Here is a 19,910-nt window from a genome sequence, read left to right on the forward strand (position 1 = left end):
GTTTAGTACACCTTTTCTATATTAGAACGATTAATTATACATAGTCGAATGTTCTGAAGAGAGGTGCGTTTTAAATGCATTTATATACGAACGTCCTAAAGGAGTGTAAGACATGATCAATCAACTTTCATGGAAAGTTGGCGGACAACAAGGTGAAGGTATTGAAAGTACAGGAGAAATATTCTGTATTGCCCTCAATCGCTTAGGTTATTACTTGTATGGCTACCGTCATTTCTCATCCCGAATCAAGGGTGGACACACGAATAACAAAATTCGTGTAAGTACTACGGAAACTCGTGCTATCTCTGATGATTTAGACATCTTAGTTGCTTTTGACCAAGAAACAATTGACGTCAATTATAAAGAATTACATGAAGGTGGCATCATAATCGCAGATGCAAAATTCAAACCTGTCTGCCCAGAAGATACAAAGGCAGAATTATATATTGTTCCATTTACGGAAATAGCAGCGGAATTAGGAACATCATTAATGAAAAATATGGTCGCTATCGGTGCGACATGTGCTGTTCTGGGAATGGAAATTTCCGTATTCAACGATGTGGTTGATGAAATATTCGGCCGTAAAGGTGAAGAAATCGTTAAGAAGAATATGGATGCCATTACTGCTGGCTACAAAGCAATGGAAGTGATGCTTGGAGAAAAACTGGGCGCAATGGAGCTGGAAAAGGCAGATGGCCAAAAACGATTGTTCATGATCGGAAACGATGCTATCGCTTTAGGCGCAGTTGCAGGCGGTTGCCGCTTCATGGCAGCTTACCCGATTACTCCGGCCTCGGAAATTATGGAATACCTAATTAAAAAACTTCCTCAATTGGGTGGGACGGTCATACAGACTGAAGATGAAATCGCAGCAGCTACAATGGCGATCGGTGCAAACTATGGTGGTGTACGTGCCATCACAGCTTCAGCTGGACCTGGACTTTCATTGAAAATGGAAGCGATTGGTCTAGCGGGCATCACCGAGACGCCAATTGTCATTGTCGATACTCAACGTGGTGGTCCATCTACGGGACTTCCTACAAAACAGGAGCAATCCGATTTAATGGCCATGATTTATGGTACACATGGTGAAATTCCTAAAATCGTCATGGCTCCGAGTACAGTCGAGGAAGCTTTTTATGATACGGCAGAAGCATTCAACCTTGCAGAGGAATATCAATGTCCAGTTATCATTTTATCCGACTTACAGCTATCACTAGGTAAACAGACGGTTCAGCCGCTTGATTACGGAAAAGTGGAGATAAGACGCGGTAAATTGGTGGACTTTGAAATTGAAGAGGATGAAAACAAATCATACTTCAAGCGTTATGAAGTAACTGAAGACGGGGTCTCCCCACGTGTAGTTCCTGGAATGAAAAATGGAATTCACCATGTTACAGGTGTTGAACATGATGAAACGGGCAGACCTTCTGAAACGGCTTTGAATCGTAAAGTGCAAATGGATAAACGGATGCGTAAGCTTAATAATCTTACAAACACATTCCATACGCCAGTATACAAAAACACACCGCATGAAGAAGCGGATTTATTAATTCTTGGTTTTAACTCAACACGCGGGACGATTGATGAAGCGATCGGCCGGTTGGAAACGGATGGAATGAAAGTGAATCATGCGCAAATCCGGTTGATACATCCTTTCCCAGCTGATGAAGTCCTATCATTGGTGCAAAGTGCCAAGAAAGTAGTAGTTATTGAAAATAATGCGACTGGACAATTGGCTAATATTATCAAGATGAATGTCGGACATGTTAATAAAATTAAAAGCATCCTAAAATATGATGGCAACCCATTCCTCCCGCATGAAATTCACACACAATGCAAGGAGATGTTCGAATATGGCAACGTTTAAAGAGTTTCGTAATGATGTAAAACCTAACTGGTGTCCTGGCTGCGGTGATTTCTCCGTTCAGGCTGCCATGCAGCGTGCGGCAGCAAATGTAGGATTGGAGCCGGAGAATTTGGCTGTAGTTTCCGGTATCGGCTGTTCAGGGCGTATATCCGGTTACATCAAGTCATATGGTTTCCACGGAATCCATGGCCGCTCACTGCCAATTGCCCAAGGAGTGAAAATGGCCAACCGTGAATTGACCGTTATAGCTTCTGGCGGTGACGGAGATGGATTTGCAATCGGGATGGGACACACCATTCATGCGATCCGTCGTAATATCGACATTACTTATATTGTCATGGATAACCAAATTTATGGATTGACAAAAGGCCAGACTTCTCCTAGGTCCGCTGCTGGATTTAAAACGAAATCCACTCCAGAAGGATCAATAGAACAGTCTGTTTCACCTATGGAATTAGCATTGTCAGCTGGCGCTACGTTTGTAGCCCAAAGCTTTTCCACTGACTTAAAAGACCTGACGGCAATCATTGAAGCAGGGATAAACCATAAAGGATTCTCCTTTATCAATGTTTTCTCTCCATGCGTAACTTATAATAAGATCAATACGTATGATTGGTTTAAACAAAACTTAACTAAATTGAACACGATTGAAGGCTATGATTCATCGAATAAAGAACAGGCGATGCAGACTTTGATGAAACATGACGGCCTTGTGACAGGGATTATTTATCAAGACTCTTCACGTCCTTCGTACCAGGAATTAGTGCCGGGATATGCTGAAGAAGCGTTAAATAAATCAGATCTTACACTGGATCAAGCACATTTTGATAAGCTTGTTGAAGAATTTATGTAAAACGAAAAGGTTCACCCCTAAGATGGGGTGAACCTTTTTTGTGATTAATTGGAAAGCTCAAGTAGAGAGAATCACTATACTCTCTGGATTAGCTTACCACCAACCGTTATTGCATCCAAAGCCGCCGAAGAAATTGCAACGATTCCTTCTGCAACAACAATGGTGATGGTGATGATGGCGGTCCCGATCGCGGTCCCGATCGCGATCGCGGTCTCTATCGCGGTCCCGATCGCGGTCCCGGTCGTGGTCCCGATCACGGTCTCTATCGCGGTCGCGCCTATTACAGCCTCTCACAGCACGACAAAAATCGTCTGCGATTCTGTCGTTATTATTATTATCATGATGGTGATTATTGTTACATGACATATAAGTCACTCCTTCGTTTATTTTGGTTGTACAAGATATCTTATTCGAGAGCGGACGAGATGCTATAGAAACATGACCCATTTAACAAAAATGTACTAATGCCCAAAATCATCAAAATTAATGTGAGAAGGCTGGTACAAAAGCGATTATGGTATTTTTTTAATTAGTTTTTCATATCTTTACATATTAAGGTAGATGAAAAGAACAGCCCTATTTCAGGGGGAGTGTACATGTTGAGAGGAAAAATGAAAGCAGTCGTCAAACATCACCGAGGTTATGGGGCACAATTACAAGTTGTCGATATTCCGGAAATTCGTGATGACGAAGTCTTGATTCGAGTGAAATTGACCTCAATCTGTGGAACGGATATTCATATTTTCACCTGGGATAAATGGTCGCAGGGAAGAGTGAATCCACCATACGTATTTGGGCACGAATTTGCTGGGGAAGTAATCGAGATAGGGGCAAGTGTGAGCAATGTAGCGGTTGGTGATTGTGTATCAGCCGAAACACATATAGTTTGCGGTACATGCAGGCAATGCTTAACAGGACAATTCCATATTTGTAAAAACACCAACATTATCGGTCTCGATAAACAAGGGTGCTTTGCAGAGTATATAGCTCTGCCCGCCAAAAATCTATGGAAAAATCCAAATGATATGCCACTCGATATCGCTACCATCCAAGAACCGATGGGAAATGCCGTCCATTCAGTGCTTGCTGGCGAGGTACTGGGTAAAACGGTGGCCATAATCGGCTGTGGTCCAATTGGGCTTATGGCAGTTGCTGTAGCGAAGGCTGCAGGTGCTGATAAAGTAATCGCTCTTGATATTAATGATTATCGACTTCAGCTTGCCAAAAAGATGGGGGCTACAGACCTCATTCATTCAATTAAACAGAATCCACTGGAAATCACGAAAGGTCTGACAAATGGGGATGGAGTGGATGTGGTTTGCGAAATGAGCGGTAATCCGATAGCTATCGAACAAGGGTTTAAGATGGCGACAAACGGTGGAAGGATATCAATTCTAAGTCTGCCGTCTCAGCCCGTCACTCTTAATATAACGGATGATATTGTATTCAAGGGTCTTATTGTCCAAGGGATAACCGGAAGGAAAATGTTTTCAACCTGGCAACAGGTTTCCAGTCTGCTTGGAAGTGGCAAGGTTGATGTAAAACCAATGATTACACACCGTTTTCCGCTAAGCGATTTTGAGAAGGGATTTGAAATGATGATCAAAGGTCAGTGTGGTAAGGTGCTTCTGATACCTTAACCATCTGAAAAGGAGGAGGAATGAGAGGTTTTGAATCAACTGGAAATAGGATTATCTGGATTTGAAAAAGCTGATAAGGTGCCAGGGGTCATCCAATAAATGAATAAGAAGAGGCTAATTTCGTCATAGTGAATATACGATTCAAGCCTCTTCTTTCATGTTCTTATTTTCCGCATTTGTGAAAAGTTTCTTACAATTGAAGAAGGCACGACAGAATGATTGTTTCTTGCTGTTAAAAGCTTTATACTATGTTAATGTGGATATATCACACTTAAAAGCTAATATTTACTGGTAATTCTTAATAAGGAATCCGTATAAAAACCATTAGAAGATAGGTCTTGAAATAGTTGGGGGAAGAAATAAACTAACTATTTTGAAAGGAGATTAACTATGAACGAGAAACAACGTTTAGAATCACAACAAGTACAGGCTGAAAATCCAGCGGACAAAAAATCCGATAAGGACTTCAGTAAGTACTTTCAAGCCGTTTATATTCCGCCTTCCTTAAAAGATGCGAAAAAGCGAGGAAAAGAAGAAGTAGAATATCATGATGACTTTGCAATTCCTGAAGGTTTCCGTGGGATGGGAGAAGGCAAAAAGTTTTACATTCGTACATACGGCTGTCAAATGAACGAACATGATACTGAAGTCATGGCGGGCATCTTTACGGCACTTGGTTATGAACCGACAAACACGGTGGATGATGCTAACGTCATTTTACTTAACACATGTGCAATTCGGGAAAACGCAGAGAATAAAGTGTTCGGTGAATTGGGGCATTTAAAATCATTAAAATTGGAAAAGCCGGATCTATTGCTTGGGGTTTGCGGTTGTATGTCGCAAGAGGAGTCAGTTGTAAAGCGGATTCTTGAGAAGCACCATTTTGTAGATATGATTTTCGGAACGCATAATATCCACAGGCTGCCGCAAATTCTTAATGAAGCTTATCTATCCAAGGAAATGGTCATTGAGGTTTGGTCTAAAGAAGGTGATGTAATCGAGAATCTTCCGAAGGTGCGTAAAGGCAAAACGAAGGCATGGGTCAATATCATGTATGGCTGCGATAAGTTTTGTACATACTGCATCGTACCTTACACAAGGGGGAAAGAAAGAAGCCGCAGACCTGAAGATATCATACAGGAAGTCCGTCATTTAGCGGCTCAGGGTTACAAAGAAATAACTCTGCTTGGACAGAATGTGAATGCTTATGGTAAAGATTTTACTGATATCGAATATCGTTTCGGTGATTTGATGGATGAAATCCGCAAAATCGATATTCCGCGTATTCGTTTTACGACAAGTCATCCCCGTGACTTTGATGATCACTTGATCGAAGTCCTGGCTAAAGGCGGAAATCTCGTTGACCATATCCACCTTCCTGTTCAATCTGGAAGTACGGACACACTTAAAATCATGGCCCGTAAATATACACGCGAGCAATATTTAGAGCTGGTAAGAAAGATTAAGGAAGCTATCCCAAGTGCATCGCTAACAACTGACATCATTGTAGGCTATCCGAATGAAACGGAAGAGCATTTTGAAGAAACGATGTCTTTATACCGCGAAGTTGGTTTCGATGCAGCATATACTTACATTTATTCACCACGTGAGGGAACACCGGCTGCGAAAATGCAGGATAATGTACCGATGGAAGTGAAAAAGGAACGCCTGCAACGCTTGAATGCCCTTGTCAATGATACGTGCGCGTTGAAAATGAAAGAGTATGATGGACAGATTGTTGAAGTGCTTGTTGAAGGCGAAAGCAAGAAGAATGCGGAAGTATTAGCAGGTTATACAACGAAAAATAAGCTCGTGAACTTCAAAGGACCAAAATCCGCTATTGGCCAAATCGTAAAAGTGAAAATCACCGGTACGAAAACATGGTCATTAAATGGGGATATGGTTGAAGAAGCAACGGCGATTGAGGTGGAGTAATATGACGAAATATACTAAAGATGACATCCTGTCAAAAGCGGCCGAGCTTGCTGAAATGATTGCCAGCACGGAAGAAGTCGATTTCTTTAAACGGGCAGAAGCTCACATCAATGAAAACCAAAAAATCCGTGAAATGATCGCAAGTATCAAGAGTTTGCAAAAACAGGCGGTAAACTTCCAGCATTACGGAAAAGAGAAAGCATACAGCCAAGTTCAGGCCAAAATTGATGCACTTGAAAAACAATTGGATGAACTTCCGATCGTCCAAGAATTCAAGCAATCCCAAGTTGATGTAAATGATCTCTTACAAATGGTCTCATCACAAGTATCGAATAAGGTGACGGACCTGATCATTGAATCGACCGAAGGCGACGTCCTTCGCGGGGAGACTGGTTCACAAGTACAAGCCGGCGGCGGAAGCTGTTCATGAATATGGCAAAGCCCTTCTGATTTCAGAAGGGCTTTTTTATATTGCGTAAATCCTTATACAGCGCCCATTCGTGACACATATCCCAAAACATGCGCATAAAATAACCTAGGTTTAAAACATTACTGCAGTTTTCAAACAATTAAAATTCTACGCACACTAGACTTTTACCACGCATAGGATGAATGGAAACTGTATGAGGAGGGTTCGCTAGCATGTCACAATATAGAGAGATAATTACTAAAGCGGTGGTGGCAAAAGGACGTAAATTCACAAAGTCCTCTCACACCATTTGCCCGGCTCATCATCCTTCTAGCATTCTAGGTTGTTGGATCATCAACCATAAATACGATGCAAAGAAAGTCGGCAAAAAGGTAGAAATTCACGGCAGCTACGAAATCAACGTCTGGTATTCTTATAACCATAATTCGAAGACGGAAGTTGTAACTGAAAAAGTGCAATATACCGACGTGATTTCGCTGAAATACCGTGATCCCGATTGTCTTGATGACCATGAAATTTTTGCAACAGTTGTCCAACAGCCGAATTGTTTAGAAGCTTGCATCTCCCCATGTGGACAAAAAATCATTGTCCATGTGGAAAGGGAATTCTTTGTGGAAGTCGTCGGCGAAACGAAAATTTGTGTCGCTGTTAGTCCAGATGGCCGCTGTGAGGATGACTGGGGCTCTGATTTCGATGATGAGGAATTTGAAGATTTAGATCCGGATTTCCTTGATGAATTCGAAGACGAATAGAATATAGAAAGTAACTACCGGATGACATTCCCTTCATCCGGTTTTATTTAATTTAAAGTCGGACAGGACCCTTGCAGGCATAACGATGAGAAACCAAAAAAGTTTGCAGATACTGCAAACATACAACAGTTAATCTCACAGGATAATTGATTTACCATTCAATTTCGAATTCAGGCAATGTTGCTTTCCCGTATGTTATAATGAAGGACATAAATGAGTAATAGATTTTAGTTTGGGAAAGGTTTTGAAGGAATGGCTGGATATACTCCGATGATACAGCAATACTTAAAAATTAAGGCAGAGTACCAGGATGCCTTTTTATTTTTTCGTTTAGGCGATTTTTATGAAATGTTTTTTGACGATGCACTGAATGCATCCCAGGAGCTCGAAATCACATTAACGAGCCGAGAAGGTGGTAGTGAAGACAGAATTCCGATGTGCGGCATTCCGTATCACTCGGCTCCTAATTATATTGATATATTGATAGAAAAAGGATTTAAAGTAGCTATATGTGAACAGACTGAAGATCCCAAGCAAGCCAAAGGTGTGGTACGCAGGGAAGTTGTCCAGCTGATTACTCCGGGAACGAAAATGGATAGTAAGGGTCTTCGAGAAAAGGAAAATAATTATATTGCCACCATCACTTATTTTACGGATGGGCAGTTTGGCTTTGGATACAATGATTTATCGACCGGGGAAAATAAGGTCACTTTGATTGAGAGTTTTGAAGAAGTTCTGAATGAATTTGCCATCCTTGGTGCGAGCGAAGTGGTCATTGCTGAAGATTTCAATGAAGAATGGAAAAAAAAGCTGCAAGAACGGGGCGCTGCCGCTTTATCCCTAGAGAATAATTTGGTTCAAAGCGAGTCATTCGTTGCATTGCTTCATCTGTTAAAAGACCAGAAACTGGCAACGACGACCACACGTTTATTGAATTATCTATACCGTACTCAAAAGCGCAGCCTGGATCATTTACAGCCAGTGCTTGCATATGAAACTTCACAATATATGAAAATTGATTATTATAGCAAACGCAATTTGGAATTGACTGAAACCATTCGTTCGAAAGGCAAAAAAGGTTCATTACTATGGCTGCTTGATGAAACGAAAACAGCCATGGGCGGAAGGATGTTGAAGCAATGGATTGATAGACCGCTCATTAATAAAAAACAGATCGAGCGGAGGCAAAGCCTTGTTGAAACCCTGAAAAATCAATACTTCGAACGGCAAGACTTACGTGAACGGCTTAAGGAAGTGTACGACTTGGAGCGGCTTGCCGGAAGGGTCGCCTTCGGGAATGTAAACGCTCGGGACTTGATTCAATTGAAACGTTCATTGCAACAGGTGCCAATCATTCGTGAAATCGTGAAGTCAATGGCTTCCAATCAGGATATTTCAATTCTTGCCGATAAATTGGACCCTTGTGAAGAAGTGACGGATCTGCTTGAAACGGCACTTGTAGAAAACCCGCCATTGTCCGTGAAGGAAGGGAATATCATTCAGGACGGTTTCCATAAGGAGCTGGATACGTACAGGGATGCCAGCAGAAACGGAAAAACTTGGATTGCACAGCTGGAACGAGAAGAGCGGGAACGCACAGGGATCAGATCATTGAAAATCGGATATAATCGTGTTTTTGGCTATTATATTGAAGTCACACGAGCCAATTTGCATCTGCTTGAAGAAGGGCGTTATGAACGGAAGCAAACACTAACGAATGCCGAACGTTATATCACACCTGAATTAAAGGAAAAGGAAGCTTTGATTTTACAAGCAGAGGAAAAAAGCGTCAGTTTGGAATATGACCTATTCCTTAATCTTCGTGAAGAGGTCAAAAGCTATATCCCGCGCTTACAGGATTTAGCGAAAGGCGTCAGTGAACTGGATGTCCTGCAGTGCTTTGCGACGATTAGCGAAGAACGCCATTATGTGAAGCCTGTATTTTCTGATGATAGAAAAATCGTCCTGAAGGAAGGCAGGCATCCAGTGGTCGAGAAAGTCCTTCAATCACAGGAGTATGTCCCCAATGACTGCTTTATGTATGGAGAACGGGAGTTACTCTTGATCACAGGGCCCAATATGTCGGGGAAAAGTACGTATATGCGTCAGATTGCGCTAACATCGATTCTAGCGCAAATTGGATGCTTCGTGTCCGCAAGTATAGCTGAATTGCCTATTTTTGATAAGGTATTTACTAGGATTGGCGCGGCTGATGATTTGATTTCCGGTCAAAGTACATTCATGGTCGAAATGCTTGAAGCAAGAAATGCGATTATGAATGCGACAGAAAACAGTTTGATATTATTTGATGAGATCGGGCGGGGAACATCAACTTACGATGGAATGGCGCTTGCCCAGGCCATCATTGAATACATTCATGAGGAAATTGGAGCCAAGACCCTCTTTTCGACTCATTATCACGAATTGACGGTATTGGCATCAGAACTGCCTAAATTGAAAAATATCCATGTCAGTGCTATTGAGCAAAATGGAAATGTCGTTTTCCTTCATAAAATTAAAGAAGGTCCAGCGGATAAAAGTTATGGTATTCATGTTGCAAAGCTTGCTGATTTACCGAAGCAGTTAATTGATCGGGCGGCAGCCATTTTAGCGCAATTAGAGAATGAAAATGGACAAGCAAAGGCGATGGCTGAACAGCCCGCTGCTGTTGTCAAAGCACCAATTGCCGAAGCTGAAGCTGAAGCCTCTCCTGTAACATCCGCCAATGAGGCACAGCTTTCCTTCTTTGGGGAAGAGGCTCCTAAAGGGAAAGTGAATTCTTCACCTAAGGAAAAAAAGGTGCTGGATGACATTAAATCACTCGATATCCTTGAAATGACGCCGCTTGAGGCGATGAATATCCTTTATAAATTACAAAAGAAACTTAAATGAGAAAATAAAGCGAGGCGATAATAATGGGAAAAATCATGCAGCTTGACGAGGCTTTGTCCAATAAAATCGCAGCTGGCGAAGTTGTGGAACGCCCAGCCTCAGTCGTTAAGGAACTTGTGGAAAATTCAATAGATGCAAACAGTACCATAATAGAGATTGAATTGGTGGAGGCTGGCCTTGGTTCCATCCGGATCGTGGACAATGGCGATGGGATTTTGGCCGATGACATAGAGGCAGCATTTAAACGACATGCCACAAGTAAAATAAAAGATGAAAATGACCTCTTCCGAATTCGAACACTTGGCTTTCGCGGTGAAGCAATGCCCAGTATTGCTTCAGTTTCCCGTTTCGAATTGAAAAGCAGCACGGGTGAAGGTGTAGGGACGCGCATACTTCTAGAAGGCGGCATGGTTAAGGAACTCGAGGCTTCATCCGGCCGTAAAGGAACGGATATCCTGGTTTCCGACTTGTTTTACAATACTCCTGCAAGGTTGAAATATATGAAGACCATTCATACCGAGCTAGGAAATATTACGGATGTCGCTAATAGGCTCGCACTTTCGCACCCGGATGTTTCAATACGGTTATCACACAATGGGAAGCGTATCCTGCATACGAATGGGAACGGGGATGTCAGGCAGGTGCTAGCTGCAATCTATGGTACGAATATCGCCAAAAAGATGATTCCGATTCAGGCAAGCTCCTTGGACTTCAAATTATCCGGCTATATCGTTATGCCTGAGGTCACCCGGGCTTCAAGGAATTATATATCAACCATGATAAACGGCCGCTTCATTAAAAACTATGCACTCGTGAAAGCGATCTTGGATGGGTACCATACACTTCTTCCAATTGGCCGTTTTCCAATCGCTTTGTTGAATATTGAAATGGATCCGATTCTTGTCGATGTCAACGTACATCCATCCAAAATGGAGGTAAGGCTCAGCAAGGAACAGGAATTGTACAGTCTCGTATCAGAAACGATTAAATCTTCCTTTAAAAAGATATCTCTAATTCCAAGTGGATATACACCTGCACCAAAGCCGGAACAAGTGAAAAGTGAGCAAACTACGCTGGAATTGGACCATGTCGTGGAAAGCGGGAAGCGCGTCCTTGAAGAAGCCAGGAAAGAAGCTTCACTCTTGAAGGATACCTTGATCCGGGAAAAGCAGGACCAAAAGAAACATATGGAGCTTGTTGAGGATTTCAATCTCGAACCAATAAAGGAATTAATCTACAGCAACGAACAGCAACAAATGGCAGATACCTATATACCGGTCTTACAAGATGATGAAAGCAAACCATATTTCGAGTCGGCTGAAAAGTATACAACCTATACTGTCGAACAAGAGGAAGAAATCGAGGGGAATGAACCGGATAGTCGAATCCCTCCCATGTACCCAATTGGACAAATGCATGGAACATATATTTTCGCCCAAAACGAAAAAGGTTTGTACATCATAGACCAACATGCTGCCCAGGAACGGATCAAATACGAATATTTTAAAGAAAAAGTCGGACGGGTCGAAAACGAACTACAAGATATGCTAGTCCCCATCACCCTTGAATTTTCGACCGACCAATGTATCCGGATAAATGAATATCGGCATGAGTTGGAAAAAGTCGGAGTCTATTTAGAAGAGTTTGGCTATAACGCCTATATTGTCCGATCGCATCCACAATGGTTCCCTAAAGGAATTGAACAGGAAATCCTTGAAGAAATGATAGAACAATTGCTATCGATGAAAAAGGTCGACATCAAAAAATTGCGCGAAGAAGCAGCTATCATGATGAGCTGTAAAGCCTCCATTAAGGCAAACCGCCATCTGCGCAATGATGAAATTCAAGCACTATTGGATGAACTAAGACGGACAACCGATCCCTTCACATGCCCTCATGGAAGACCGATCATCATCTCTTACTCCATTTATGAAATGGAGAAAATGTTTAAGAGAATCATGTAATTAAAAGCAATGGAGAACCCTTATGTAATGGGGTTCTCCATTGCTTTTTTAGTTCTAATAATTACAAACGGTGGGGGAATCTAAGTTGGGTATTTATTTTATTTACTTACGTCTCTTATCTTTCATTCGGTCATAAACTTTTTTTAGGTACCGAGTTTACTGTAACTCAGTATTAGGAGTTAGTCATTTGGAAAGTTTGGAACCTGAATAAGTTTCACTTGAAACAATTATGAGGAGGAAACAAATGAGTAAGATTATCGGTGCGGAAACAACCGAGAAAGTAGAAACCCAGCCCCGAGGAAAAATGATTGCTTATTGGTCAGTCACATTACTACTCGCAGCAGCTGTTATGTTAAGTGGTATAGGGCAACTTATGCAATATGGGGGAAACATCGAGTTAGTGACGAATCTTGGTTACCCATTATACGTCTTGACCATTCTCGGGATTTGGAAAGTGCTTGGAGCCATTGCTCTGGTTGTGCCAGGTGTTCCTCGGCTTAAAGAATGGGTTCACGCTGGTATCTTCTTTTTAATGACTGGTGCCGCTTTATCTCATGCGTTTGCTAACGATTATGGTGATTACGGGTTTTCTATTATCCTACCGCTGTCATATGCTGCATTAAATATCGCCTCGTGGGCGCTACGTCCGAATAGCCGCAAACTTTAGGAAGTGGTGAAATTAACGGGAGTCCCTTCGTACCATCAATTTTCCCGTTTATCTGTAAGCTAGATGACAAGAAAGAAGTCGGAGATATAAGCAAGCGGGAAAAAGCAAACCCGATGTTTTGTGAGCCCAGAAGCGAATATGCGGAAGGGCTTTTTTATATTGTTCATGAAGAATACGATTTTACCAACGATCCTTCTAACCGTGAAGAGTTCATGACCAAGCGGATGAATCTACCTGAAGTAGATTTAAATAGAGCTGTTGCTTCCTGGGAAGAAATACTTGAAACTCGGTGGAATATATAAATTGTTTAAGATAAATCCTAGTATTGAATAACCTTATCCAAGTGTGTGCTGGATTTTTAACCCATTAACCATATTGGGTGACCACCATAATATGAATGACCACCAAAATGACAACAAATTTTCTATTCGGAAATGAAATGTCATGAATTCAAGGGATGGATAAATTCAAATAAATAAGTAAACGCAACTAATGTGAGATGTTACGAGGTTAAATGAAATCGACTTTTTTAACCGATCATGTAATTAAAAGCAATGGAGAACCCTTATGTAATGGGGTTCTCCATTGCCTTTTTCGATTCCGATTTATTAGACGTCATCCATGAAGGGGGTATAGGAATTGAATAGGGTTAATCAAGTTCCCGACACTTATCTTCAATAATAATAATAATACTGGGGATTAGGTTGGAATTGATAGTTGGGTGCAGGGGCAGCATACATCTGGTTATCATAGTGATTAATATATTGCGGATATTGCTGAATGTCTTCTTCGGGCGCTCGATGGCAGTTTGCTGGCGGACCGATGAATGTTGATGGTTGGACCGGTGCAATTGCTTTTTTCCATTGGTTTTCATCCATGCAATACGTATGTGCCATAATATTTGCAGGTGTCAATTTCAAGATATCCGAACCGAGGATCACCTCAGGTGTTGATGCGTTAAAAATGGCCAGCAGATGAGTGTTATCGGTATTAGCCACTTCATAATGCCACCAACCTTGTGGAACATTAGCTACTTGACCGGGTTTAATGGGGTAATTTTGTATTTGCTTAGTAAATGGATTCAGTAATGAAACGGTTGCAGCTCCAGTAATGCAATACACTAGCTCTGCAGCATTTTGGTGATAATGCGGTTCTACGACATTGTTCTTACTAAGGTAAATATCTAATAGTGAAACATTTTCGAGTGTGTTCAATTGTTTGATACCTAATACATTTATATAGTTTTGATTGTCTTTTTTCATTAAATTGCTTTGATTAACATCGAAAAAATATTGTGTGGATGGTGAGGTATAGTCCATATAGGAGACCATGAATGTATCATTCCTTTTCTAATGAGTTCATTTTTCAGGATATGTTAGATTTCATTGTAATGTGCAAAAACCCAGGGTTATTTGCCTATGGTCCTAATGATCGTATATGATCCCTGTCTATCTTTTAGGAAAGGACACAGATTAAATTATTATATAATAGCCTGTTGAATTTAATGCAAATGAATCAAATTGACCATAAAACACAATTAGATGAAAAGGGTTTAGGAGTCCCTTGTGATCCCGTCATAGTATGAAAGAGATGCATTGATTTGGTGTAATATTAGATAAATATTATTTTTATATACTATAAAACCGAAACTACTAAACTGAATTTTTGATATAATCAAACTTTTAACAAGCAGTATTTTTCCATTGCGTGTCTTTAAATTACAGTGATATAATGTTCTCTGTGATTTTAAAGTTAAACATAGGAAGTGGCTAAAATTGTCGAACAATTCAAAAGAGAGTAAATTCGTTCCGTACGTCTCTGCATCTAAATCTCTACCGGAATTAACTGCAACTGCAATAATTCTAGGGATCATTCTTGCAATCGTATTTGGGGCGGCAAATGCATACTTAGGCCTACTTATTGGGTTGACTGTCTCTGCTTCAATACCCGCAGCGGTAATTTCAATGGCTATCTTAAGAGGGGTTTTTCGCAGGGATTCAATATTAGAAAACAATATTGTGCAAACGATGACCACGGCAGGTGAGGCTATTGGTGCCGGTGCTGTATTTACCATTCCAGCATTATTCATGTGGGACATGGACGTGAGTCAAGCATTCATCATTTTCGTTGTATTAACTGGGGGATTTTTAGGGGTCTTCATGATGGTTCCCCTTCGCCAGCTTTTGATTGTAAGGGAACATGAAACATTACCTTATCCTGAAGGTACGGCATGTGCCGAGGTCCTGAAGTCAGGAGAAAAGGGTGGTACAAGCGCGAAATTAATCGGAGCCGGTTTGGTTATCGGCGGTGTGGTTAAAGGGCTTGGTGATGGGTTCAAGCTCTTCAAGACAGAGGTTGAAACAGGAATCACGAATTTTAAAAATGCAGTGGTTGGTCTTGATGCCTTTCCTTCCCTTTTGGGTGTAGGTTATATTATTGGACCGCGTGTTGCAGGACAAATGCTAGGTGGGGGGTTATTAGCCTGGGTCGTTCTAATACCGGCCATCAGCTTTTTTGGCGGCAGCAATGGAACAGCCATTTTCCCTTCTGATGTACCGATCGGTGAATTGGATGCATGGGGAATTTGGGATAATTATATACGCTATATTGGTGCTGGTGCCGTTGCAACTGGCGGATTGATCACATTGATCAAAACATTACCTATACTTTTCAGTTCAGTTATTGATACTCTTAAAGGCGTAAAAGCCAATAAAGGGCAACTTAAATCAGGTTCAATCCGTACTGAAAAAGACATACCGGCTAAATATGTTTGGCTGGGAACGATCATTGTTATTTTAATCATTGCTTTCACACCAATAACTGATGTTGGTATCATTGGTGCGATTGCAATTGCGATTTTTGGATTTTTATTCGTGACGGTGGCTTCAAGGGTTGTTGGAATCGTCGGAAGTTCTTCTTCCCCGGTTTCTGGAATGACGATAGCCACACTATTGATTGTAGCAATTGTCTATAAAGCTACTGGTTTTACTGGTACGACAGGAATGGTAGCCGCTTTAACCGTTGCTGCGATCATTTGTACAGCACTTGCGGTTTCAGGTGATGTTTCTCAAGATTTAAAAACAGGATATATCGTGGGCGGTACACCATGGAAACAACAAGTTGCCATGATGATTGGTGTCGTTGCGTCTGCTTCTGTCATTGGTTTTATCCTGGTTCTAATGGATAACGCTTATACGATGGGATCTGCAGAACTACCTGCACCTAAAGCGGCACTAATGAAAATACTTGCTGAAGGTGTTCTTGGGGGAGATTTACCTTGGACCCTTATCTTTATCGGTGCGGCTATTGCCATAACATTAGAGTTTTTCGGTCTGAATTCACTTGTTGTTGCAGTCGGCATATACTTGCCGGTTCATACTAGTGCCCCAATCATGATCGGTGGATTTATCCGTTTCTTCGTTGAATTCTTCTCGAAAACAAAAGAAGCGCTTAAAGCACGTGTTGATAGAGGTGTATTATTTGCATCTGGTTTAATAGCAGGTGAATCATTGATTGGTGTACTTATTGCCATATTGATTGCAGCAGGTGTCCAAGTACCGGCTGCGGCTAAATTAGCCAGCAATTTGATACCTTTCTTACTATTCCTTGCTCTAGCTGGATTGCTTTGGTTCGTATCTAGCAAAGGGAAAAAAGAAGATGCTTCGTAAACGCCAATCAAAAAAGAGGAACCTGTTAACTATGGTTCCTCTTTTGGAAAGACGCGTCACTATGGAACAAGAATCCCCGGAAGCAACTTTTTTAGTCATTCAACGGACCAATTTCGTGGAACGAATTACGATTCGTTTCTTTAAACAACCATCAGTCCGGAAAATCAAGCTTGATAAGTTTGGGGCATTTGCCATTAAACAAATGGAGTTCCAAAGCAATGTCAATCAGATTTCTAAAGCGATGAGTGAACACTTTGGTGAGGAAGCGGAACCAGCCTTGCCGCGATTGATGAAATTTCTGGAAATCCTTGAGGTTCATGACTGGATCATATGGGATGAAGAAGAAAAATGAAAAAAAGCTGAAGCTCTTTTTGCTGCTTCAGCTTTTTTTAGTTTAATGATTATGTAACTAAAGCAAAATCCAATTAATTGTCTGGACATTCATATAACAAAACTTTACCCTGGATAAGATCACCTTTAATGAAAAAACATGAAGCAGGTGGACATAACAATGGAAGACACGAATTATGATGAAATGCTGAACATCAAAACGGAAGGTGAACAAAAAAAATTCAATGATTCTTTGCATTATCACCGATACGAGCCTACGCCATATAACGCATTAGAACATTTATTCAAAAAATATCCACTGAAACGAAATGATCGCATTGTGGATTTTGGATGCGGTAAAGGACGGTTGAATTTTTTTATCCATCACTTATATCAATCATCTGTGGTTGGCGTGGAGATGAATGAAAATTTCTACAAAGAAGCGATCGAGAATCTGAATGGCTACATGAAAAAAAGGAAAAACAACTATGGCAATATAGAATTCCAATGTTGTTTGGCTGAAGAATATCATATTGATACGAAAGATAATCGTTTTTATTTCTTTAATCCGTTCTCTGTACAGATTTTCATGAAAATCATCAATAACATATTGCTTTCCTTTGAAAAAGAACCGCGCCAAATCGAGCTGATTTTATTTTATCCTTCACAGGATTATATTTTTTTCCTCGAAAATCAAACCGCCTTCGAGATGAAAGACGAAGTGATGTTACCAGGCTTGACTGAATCTAATCCTTTTGAGAAATTCGTCATATACCAATTGTTAAATTGAATGGATTTTAGTTTCTTAATGATAATCAAGTAAATATAAAAAACACCCAAGCAATGTTTCATGGATGCTTGGGTGAAATGAATGAAAAAGCATAAGGGATGTTTAATGTACAGCATATTGTAAAATCTTTTGAGGCTGTGGCTCATATTGTTTTTCTATATAAATTTGATGCCAAATCATAAAGGTTAAAATGGTCCAGAGCTTCCGGCTGTTATCCGTTTTATTATTTACATGGTTTTCAAGTAATTTCATAATTTGCGGTTTGTTAAAAAGGTGGTCAGTTGGGCTTCCCTGGATTAATCTTACTGCCCAATCGTATAATTCATCCTTTAACCAATGGCGTATAGGAACTGGAAAGCCTAACTTCTTTCTGCTCCATACATGTTCCGGCACTATCCCGCGGGCAGCTTTTCGGAGCATGTATTTGGTCGTTCCATTTCTTACCTTTTGATCCATGCTAAGTTTTGAAGCCGTATCGAAAACGCACTTATCCAAAAATGGAACTCTTACCTCTAAAGAATTCGCCATGGACATTTTATCTGCCTTCAATAAAATATCCCCTTTTAGCCAAGTTTGAATATCAATGTTTTGCATTTGGGTAATAGGATCATATTCTAAAGCACTTTGATAGATGGGATTTGTCACTTTTTCATTTTCTAATCCGTTGCGATAATTCACTAATAAAAGTTTTTTCTCTTTCTCGCCGAATATGTTTGCGTTTCCAATATATCGTTCGTCTAAAGGTGTAACTCCGCGCTCTATAAAACTCTTTCCTTTAACCCCTTCTGGCAAAACAGAGGAAAGTGCCTTCAACATGCTGTTCAACTGAGCTGGTATATAGGAAAACATGCGCAGTGAATGGGGCTCCCGGTATATATTATATCCGCCGAATAACTCGTCTGCACCCTCCCCGGACAAGGCGACCTTGACATGCTTTTTAGCTTCCCGTGCGACAAAATATAGCGGAACGGCAGCTGGGTCAGCTAAAGGGTCATCCATATGCCAGATAATCTTTGGAAGTTCTGCCAAGAATTCTTCAGGACTTATGATATAACTTATATTTTCTACATTTAGAGCGGCTGCCGTTTCCTTTGCAACGTTTATTTCACTATATCCATCTCTTTCGAATCCTACAGAGAAAGTTTTGATCTTAGGGTTAATCTGTTTTGCGATGGAGCAGATAAATGATGAATCAATCCCTCCTGATAGAAAAGATCCAACCGGAACATCACTTCTCATATGTACGTTCACGGAGTCCATTAAAGTTTCTTGTATTTCTTTTATGACCTTTGAATCTTCTATATTGGAAGGGCGAAAAATAGGTTTCCAGAACTTTTTTATCTCCATTTTCTTTCCGGGCACTTTAGTGAAATAATGTCCAGGAGATAACTTGTTAATGTTTTTGGAAAGGGTGGAAGGTTCGGGAACATATTGAAAACTGAGAAAATGCTGTAATGAATTCACGTCCAACTCTTCATTCATTGCTGTCAAGATACTCTTTTTTTCTGATGCGAAATATGTGACATCATCTTGTTCACAGTAGAAAAAAGGCTTGATTCCAAAATGGTCCCTTGCACCAAATAGTTTTTGCTCGAGTTTATCCCAAATGATAAAAGCGAACATGCCGCGCAGTTTCTGGACGGTTTGCTCTTTTTGGCTACTATAGAGAGCCAATATTACCTCCGTATCAGAATCCGTAGTAAACTCGTATCCTTCATCAGTGAGTTCTTTCCTTAGTTCAATATAATTATAGATTTCGCCATTAAAAATGATCCAATATCTTTCATTTTCATATGAAAGAGGTTGGTTACCATTATCTATATCGATTATGCTTAATCTCCTAAATCCAAAATTCACAAATTCATCAAAAAAATATCCTTCATCATCCGGGCCCCTATGGGTGATGATCGTGTTCATTTTCTTGATCGTGTCTTTCATATTTGAATTTATGGCTTCCGGATATTTTTGAATACATCCAACAAAACCGCACATAAAATCCACCTGCCTAATTATTTAATAGTAAGAGATTCCCCAGTAACTTTTATCAAGAAATATAGGTATAAAGTTTGGATGTCAATCTAAGTAGTAAAATATCTCTAGTCTACTAGGTTAGATTATA

Annotated in this window: 15 protein-coding genes and 1 pseudogene; 14 read left to right on the forward strand and 2 right to left on the reverse strand. The window is 40.6% G+C overall.

What is annotated here, in order from left to right; genetic code table 11:
* Positions 1 to 112: 112 nt before the first annotated feature.
* The 11 genes and pseudogenes from ACDZ29_RS19345 to ACDZ29_RS19395 all read left to right on the forward strand — a co-directional run.
* Positions 113 to 1,870 (forward strand): 2-oxoacid:acceptor oxidoreductase subunit alpha, encoded by a 1,758-nt coding sequence (locus ACDZ29_RS19345; RefSeq protein ID WP_289317094.1) that lies wholly within the window; start codon positions 113 to 115, stop codon positions 1,868 to 1,870.
* Positions 1,857 to 2,723: a 2-oxoacid:ferredoxin oxidoreductase subunit beta gene (locus ACDZ29_RS19350; RefSeq protein WP_289324439.1), complete on the forward strand. Its 867-nt coding sequence runs from the start codon at positions 1,857 to 1,859 to the stop codon at positions 2,721 to 2,723. Before ACDZ29_RS19345 ends, ACDZ29_RS19350 begins: the two co-directional genes overlap by 14 nt.
* Positions 2,724 to 2,771: 48 nt before the next feature.
* On the forward strand, positions 2,772 to 3,086 hold the full coding sequence (locus tag ACDZ29_RS19355; RefSeq protein WP_375088369.1) for a hypothetical protein: 315 nt from the start codon (positions 2,772 to 2,774) through the stop codon (positions 3,084 to 3,086).
* A gap of 236 nt (positions 3,087 to 3,322) precedes the next feature.
* Complete coding sequence (gene tdh / locus ACDZ29_RS19360; RefSeq protein WP_375091171.1) at positions 3,323 to 4,363, forward strand: L-threonine 3-dehydrogenase; 1,041 nt, start codon at positions 3,323 to 3,325, stop codon at positions 4,361 to 4,363.
* A 390-nt stretch (positions 4,364 to 4,753) separates the two neighbouring features.
* Positions 4,754 to 6,298 carry a tRNA (N6-isopentenyl adenosine(37)-C2)-methylthiotransferase MiaB gene (miaB, locus tag ACDZ29_RS19365; RefSeq protein ID WP_375088370.1) on the forward strand — a complete coding sequence of 515 codons (1,545 nt, stop codon included), beginning with the start codon at positions 4,754 to 4,756 and terminating at the stop codon, positions 6,296 to 6,298.
* 1 nt (position 6,299) lies between these two features.
* Positions 6,300 to 6,728: a RicAFT regulatory complex protein RicA family protein gene (locus ACDZ29_RS19370; RefSeq protein WP_289317090.1), complete on the forward strand. Its 429-nt coding sequence runs from the start codon at positions 6,300 to 6,302 to the stop codon at positions 6,726 to 6,728.
* 212 nt (positions 6,729 to 6,940) lie between these two features.
* Positions 6,941 to 7,480: an outer spore coat protein CotE gene (locus tag ACDZ29_RS19375; protein WP_289317089.1), complete on the forward strand. Its 540-nt coding sequence runs from the start codon at positions 6,941 to 6,943 to the stop codon at positions 7,478 to 7,480.
* Between the two features lie 252 nt (positions 7,481 to 7,732).
* Positions 7,733 to 10,372, forward strand: coding sequence for a DNA mismatch repair protein MutS (mutS, locus tag ACDZ29_RS19380; RefSeq protein WP_375088371.1), 2,640 nt, complete (start codon positions 7,733 to 7,735; stop codon positions 10,370 to 10,372).
* A 23-nt stretch (positions 10,373 to 10,395) separates the two neighbouring features.
* Positions 10,396 to 12,336: a DNA mismatch repair endonuclease MutL gene (mutL, locus tag ACDZ29_RS19385; RefSeq protein ID WP_375088372.1), complete on the forward strand. Its 1,941-nt coding sequence runs from the start codon at positions 10,396 to 10,398 to the stop codon at positions 12,334 to 12,336.
* Between the two features lie 244 nt (positions 12,337 to 12,580).
* Entirely contained in the window at positions 12,581 to 13,003 is a 423-nt protein-coding gene (locus ACDZ29_RS19390; RefSeq protein WP_375088373.1) for a DoxX family protein, read from the forward strand.
* 11 nt (positions 13,004 to 13,014) lie between these two features.
* Positions 13,015 to 13,290, forward strand: a pseudogene (locus ACDZ29_RS19395) (terminase large subunit); the annotation flags it as partial.
* Between the two features lie 387 nt (positions 13,291 to 13,677).
* Here ACDZ29_RS19395 and ACDZ29_RS19400 read toward each other — a convergent pair.
* Positions 13,678 to 14,334 (reverse strand): cupin domain-containing protein, encoded by a 657-nt coding sequence (locus ACDZ29_RS19400; protein ID WP_375088374.1) that lies wholly within the window; start codon positions 14,332 to 14,334, stop codon positions 13,678 to 13,680.
* 444 nt (positions 14,335 to 14,778) lie between these two features.
* Between ACDZ29_RS19400 and ACDZ29_RS19405 the strand changes: the two genes are divergently transcribed.
* The 3 genes from ACDZ29_RS19405 (at position 14,779) to ACDZ29_RS19415 (ending at position 17,791) form a co-directional block, all read left to right on the forward strand.
* On the forward strand, positions 14,779 to 16,671 hold the full coding sequence (locus ACDZ29_RS19405; RefSeq protein WP_289317084.1) for an OPT family oligopeptide transporter: 1,893 nt from the start codon (positions 14,779 to 14,781) through the stop codon (positions 16,669 to 16,671).
* Positions 16,661 to 17,023, forward strand: coding sequence for a PqqD family protein (locus ACDZ29_RS19410; RefSeq protein ID WP_375088375.1), 363 nt, complete (start codon positions 16,661 to 16,663; stop codon positions 17,021 to 17,023). The genes ACDZ29_RS19405 and ACDZ29_RS19410 overlap by 11 nt, the downstream gene beginning before the upstream one ends.
* 159 nt (positions 17,024 to 17,182) lie before the next feature.
* Positions 17,183 to 17,791: a methyltransferase domain-containing protein gene (locus ACDZ29_RS19415; protein WP_375088376.1), complete on the forward strand. Its 609-nt coding sequence runs from the start codon at positions 17,183 to 17,185 to the stop codon at positions 17,789 to 17,791.
* Between the two features lie 102 nt (positions 17,792 to 17,893).
* Here ACDZ29_RS19415 and asnB read toward each other — a convergent pair whose 3' ends face one another.
* Complete coding sequence (asnB, locus tag ACDZ29_RS19420; protein WP_375088377.1) at positions 17,894 to 19,783, reverse strand: asparagine synthase (glutamine-hydrolyzing); 1,890 nt, start codon at positions 19,781 to 19,783, stop codon at positions 17,894 to 17,896.
* Positions 19,784 to 19,910 lie beyond the last annotated feature (127 nt).

Origin of the sequence: Peribacillus sp. RS7 (assembly GCF_041956845.1) — a bacterium.
Classification (GTDB): Bacteria; Bacillota; Bacilli; order Bacillales; family DSM-1321; genus Peribacillus.

What these genes read in the sequence shown, in the direction of transcription:
- ACDZ29_RS19410 (WP_375088375.1), top strand. Translation starts at nt 16,661, where the DNA reads ATGCTTCGTAAACGCCAATCAAAAAAGAGGAACCTGTTAACTATGGTT.
- ACDZ29_RS19415 (WP_375088376.1), top strand. Translation starts at nt 17,183, where the DNA reads ATGGAAGACACGAATTATGATGAAATGCTGAACATCAAAACGGAAGGT.
- asnB (WP_375088377.1), bottom strand. Translation starts at nt 19,783, where the DNA reads ATGTGCGGTTTTGTTGGATGTATTCAAAAATATCCGGAAGCCATAAAT.
- mutS (WP_375088371.1), top strand. Translation starts at nt 7,733, where the DNA reads ATGGCTGGATATACTCCGATGATACAGCAATACTTAAAAATTAAGGCA.
- ACDZ29_RS19390 (WP_375088373.1), top strand. Translation starts at nt 12,581, where the DNA reads ATGAGTAAGATTATCGGTGCGGAAACAACCGAGAAAGTAGAAACCCAG.
- ACDZ29_RS19345 (WP_289317094.1), top strand. Translation starts at nt 113, where the DNA reads ATGATCAATCAACTTTCATGGAAAGTTGGCGGACAACAAGGTGAAGGT.
- miaB (WP_375088370.1), top strand. Translation starts at nt 4,754, where the DNA reads ATGAACGAGAAACAACGTTTAGAATCACAACAAGTACAGGCTGAAAAT.
- mutL (WP_375088372.1), top strand. Translation starts at nt 10,396, where the DNA reads ATGGGAAAAATCATGCAGCTTGACGAGGCTTTGTCCAATAAAATCGCA.
- ACDZ29_RS19370 (WP_289317090.1), top strand. Translation starts at nt 6,300, where the DNA reads ATGACGAAATATACTAAAGATGACATCCTGTCAAAAGCGGCCGAGCTT.
- ACDZ29_RS19400 (WP_375088374.1), bottom strand. Translation starts at nt 14,334, where the DNA reads ATGGTCTCCTATATGGACTATACCTCACCATCCACACAATATTTTTTC.
- ACDZ29_RS19350 (WP_289324439.1), top strand. Translation starts at nt 1,857, where the DNA reads ATGGCAACGTTTAAAGAGTTTCGTAATGATGTAAAACCTAACTGGTGT.
- ACDZ29_RS19375 (WP_289317089.1), top strand. Translation starts at nt 6,941, where the DNA reads ATGTCACAATATAGAGAGATAATTACTAAAGCGGTGGTGGCAAAAGGA.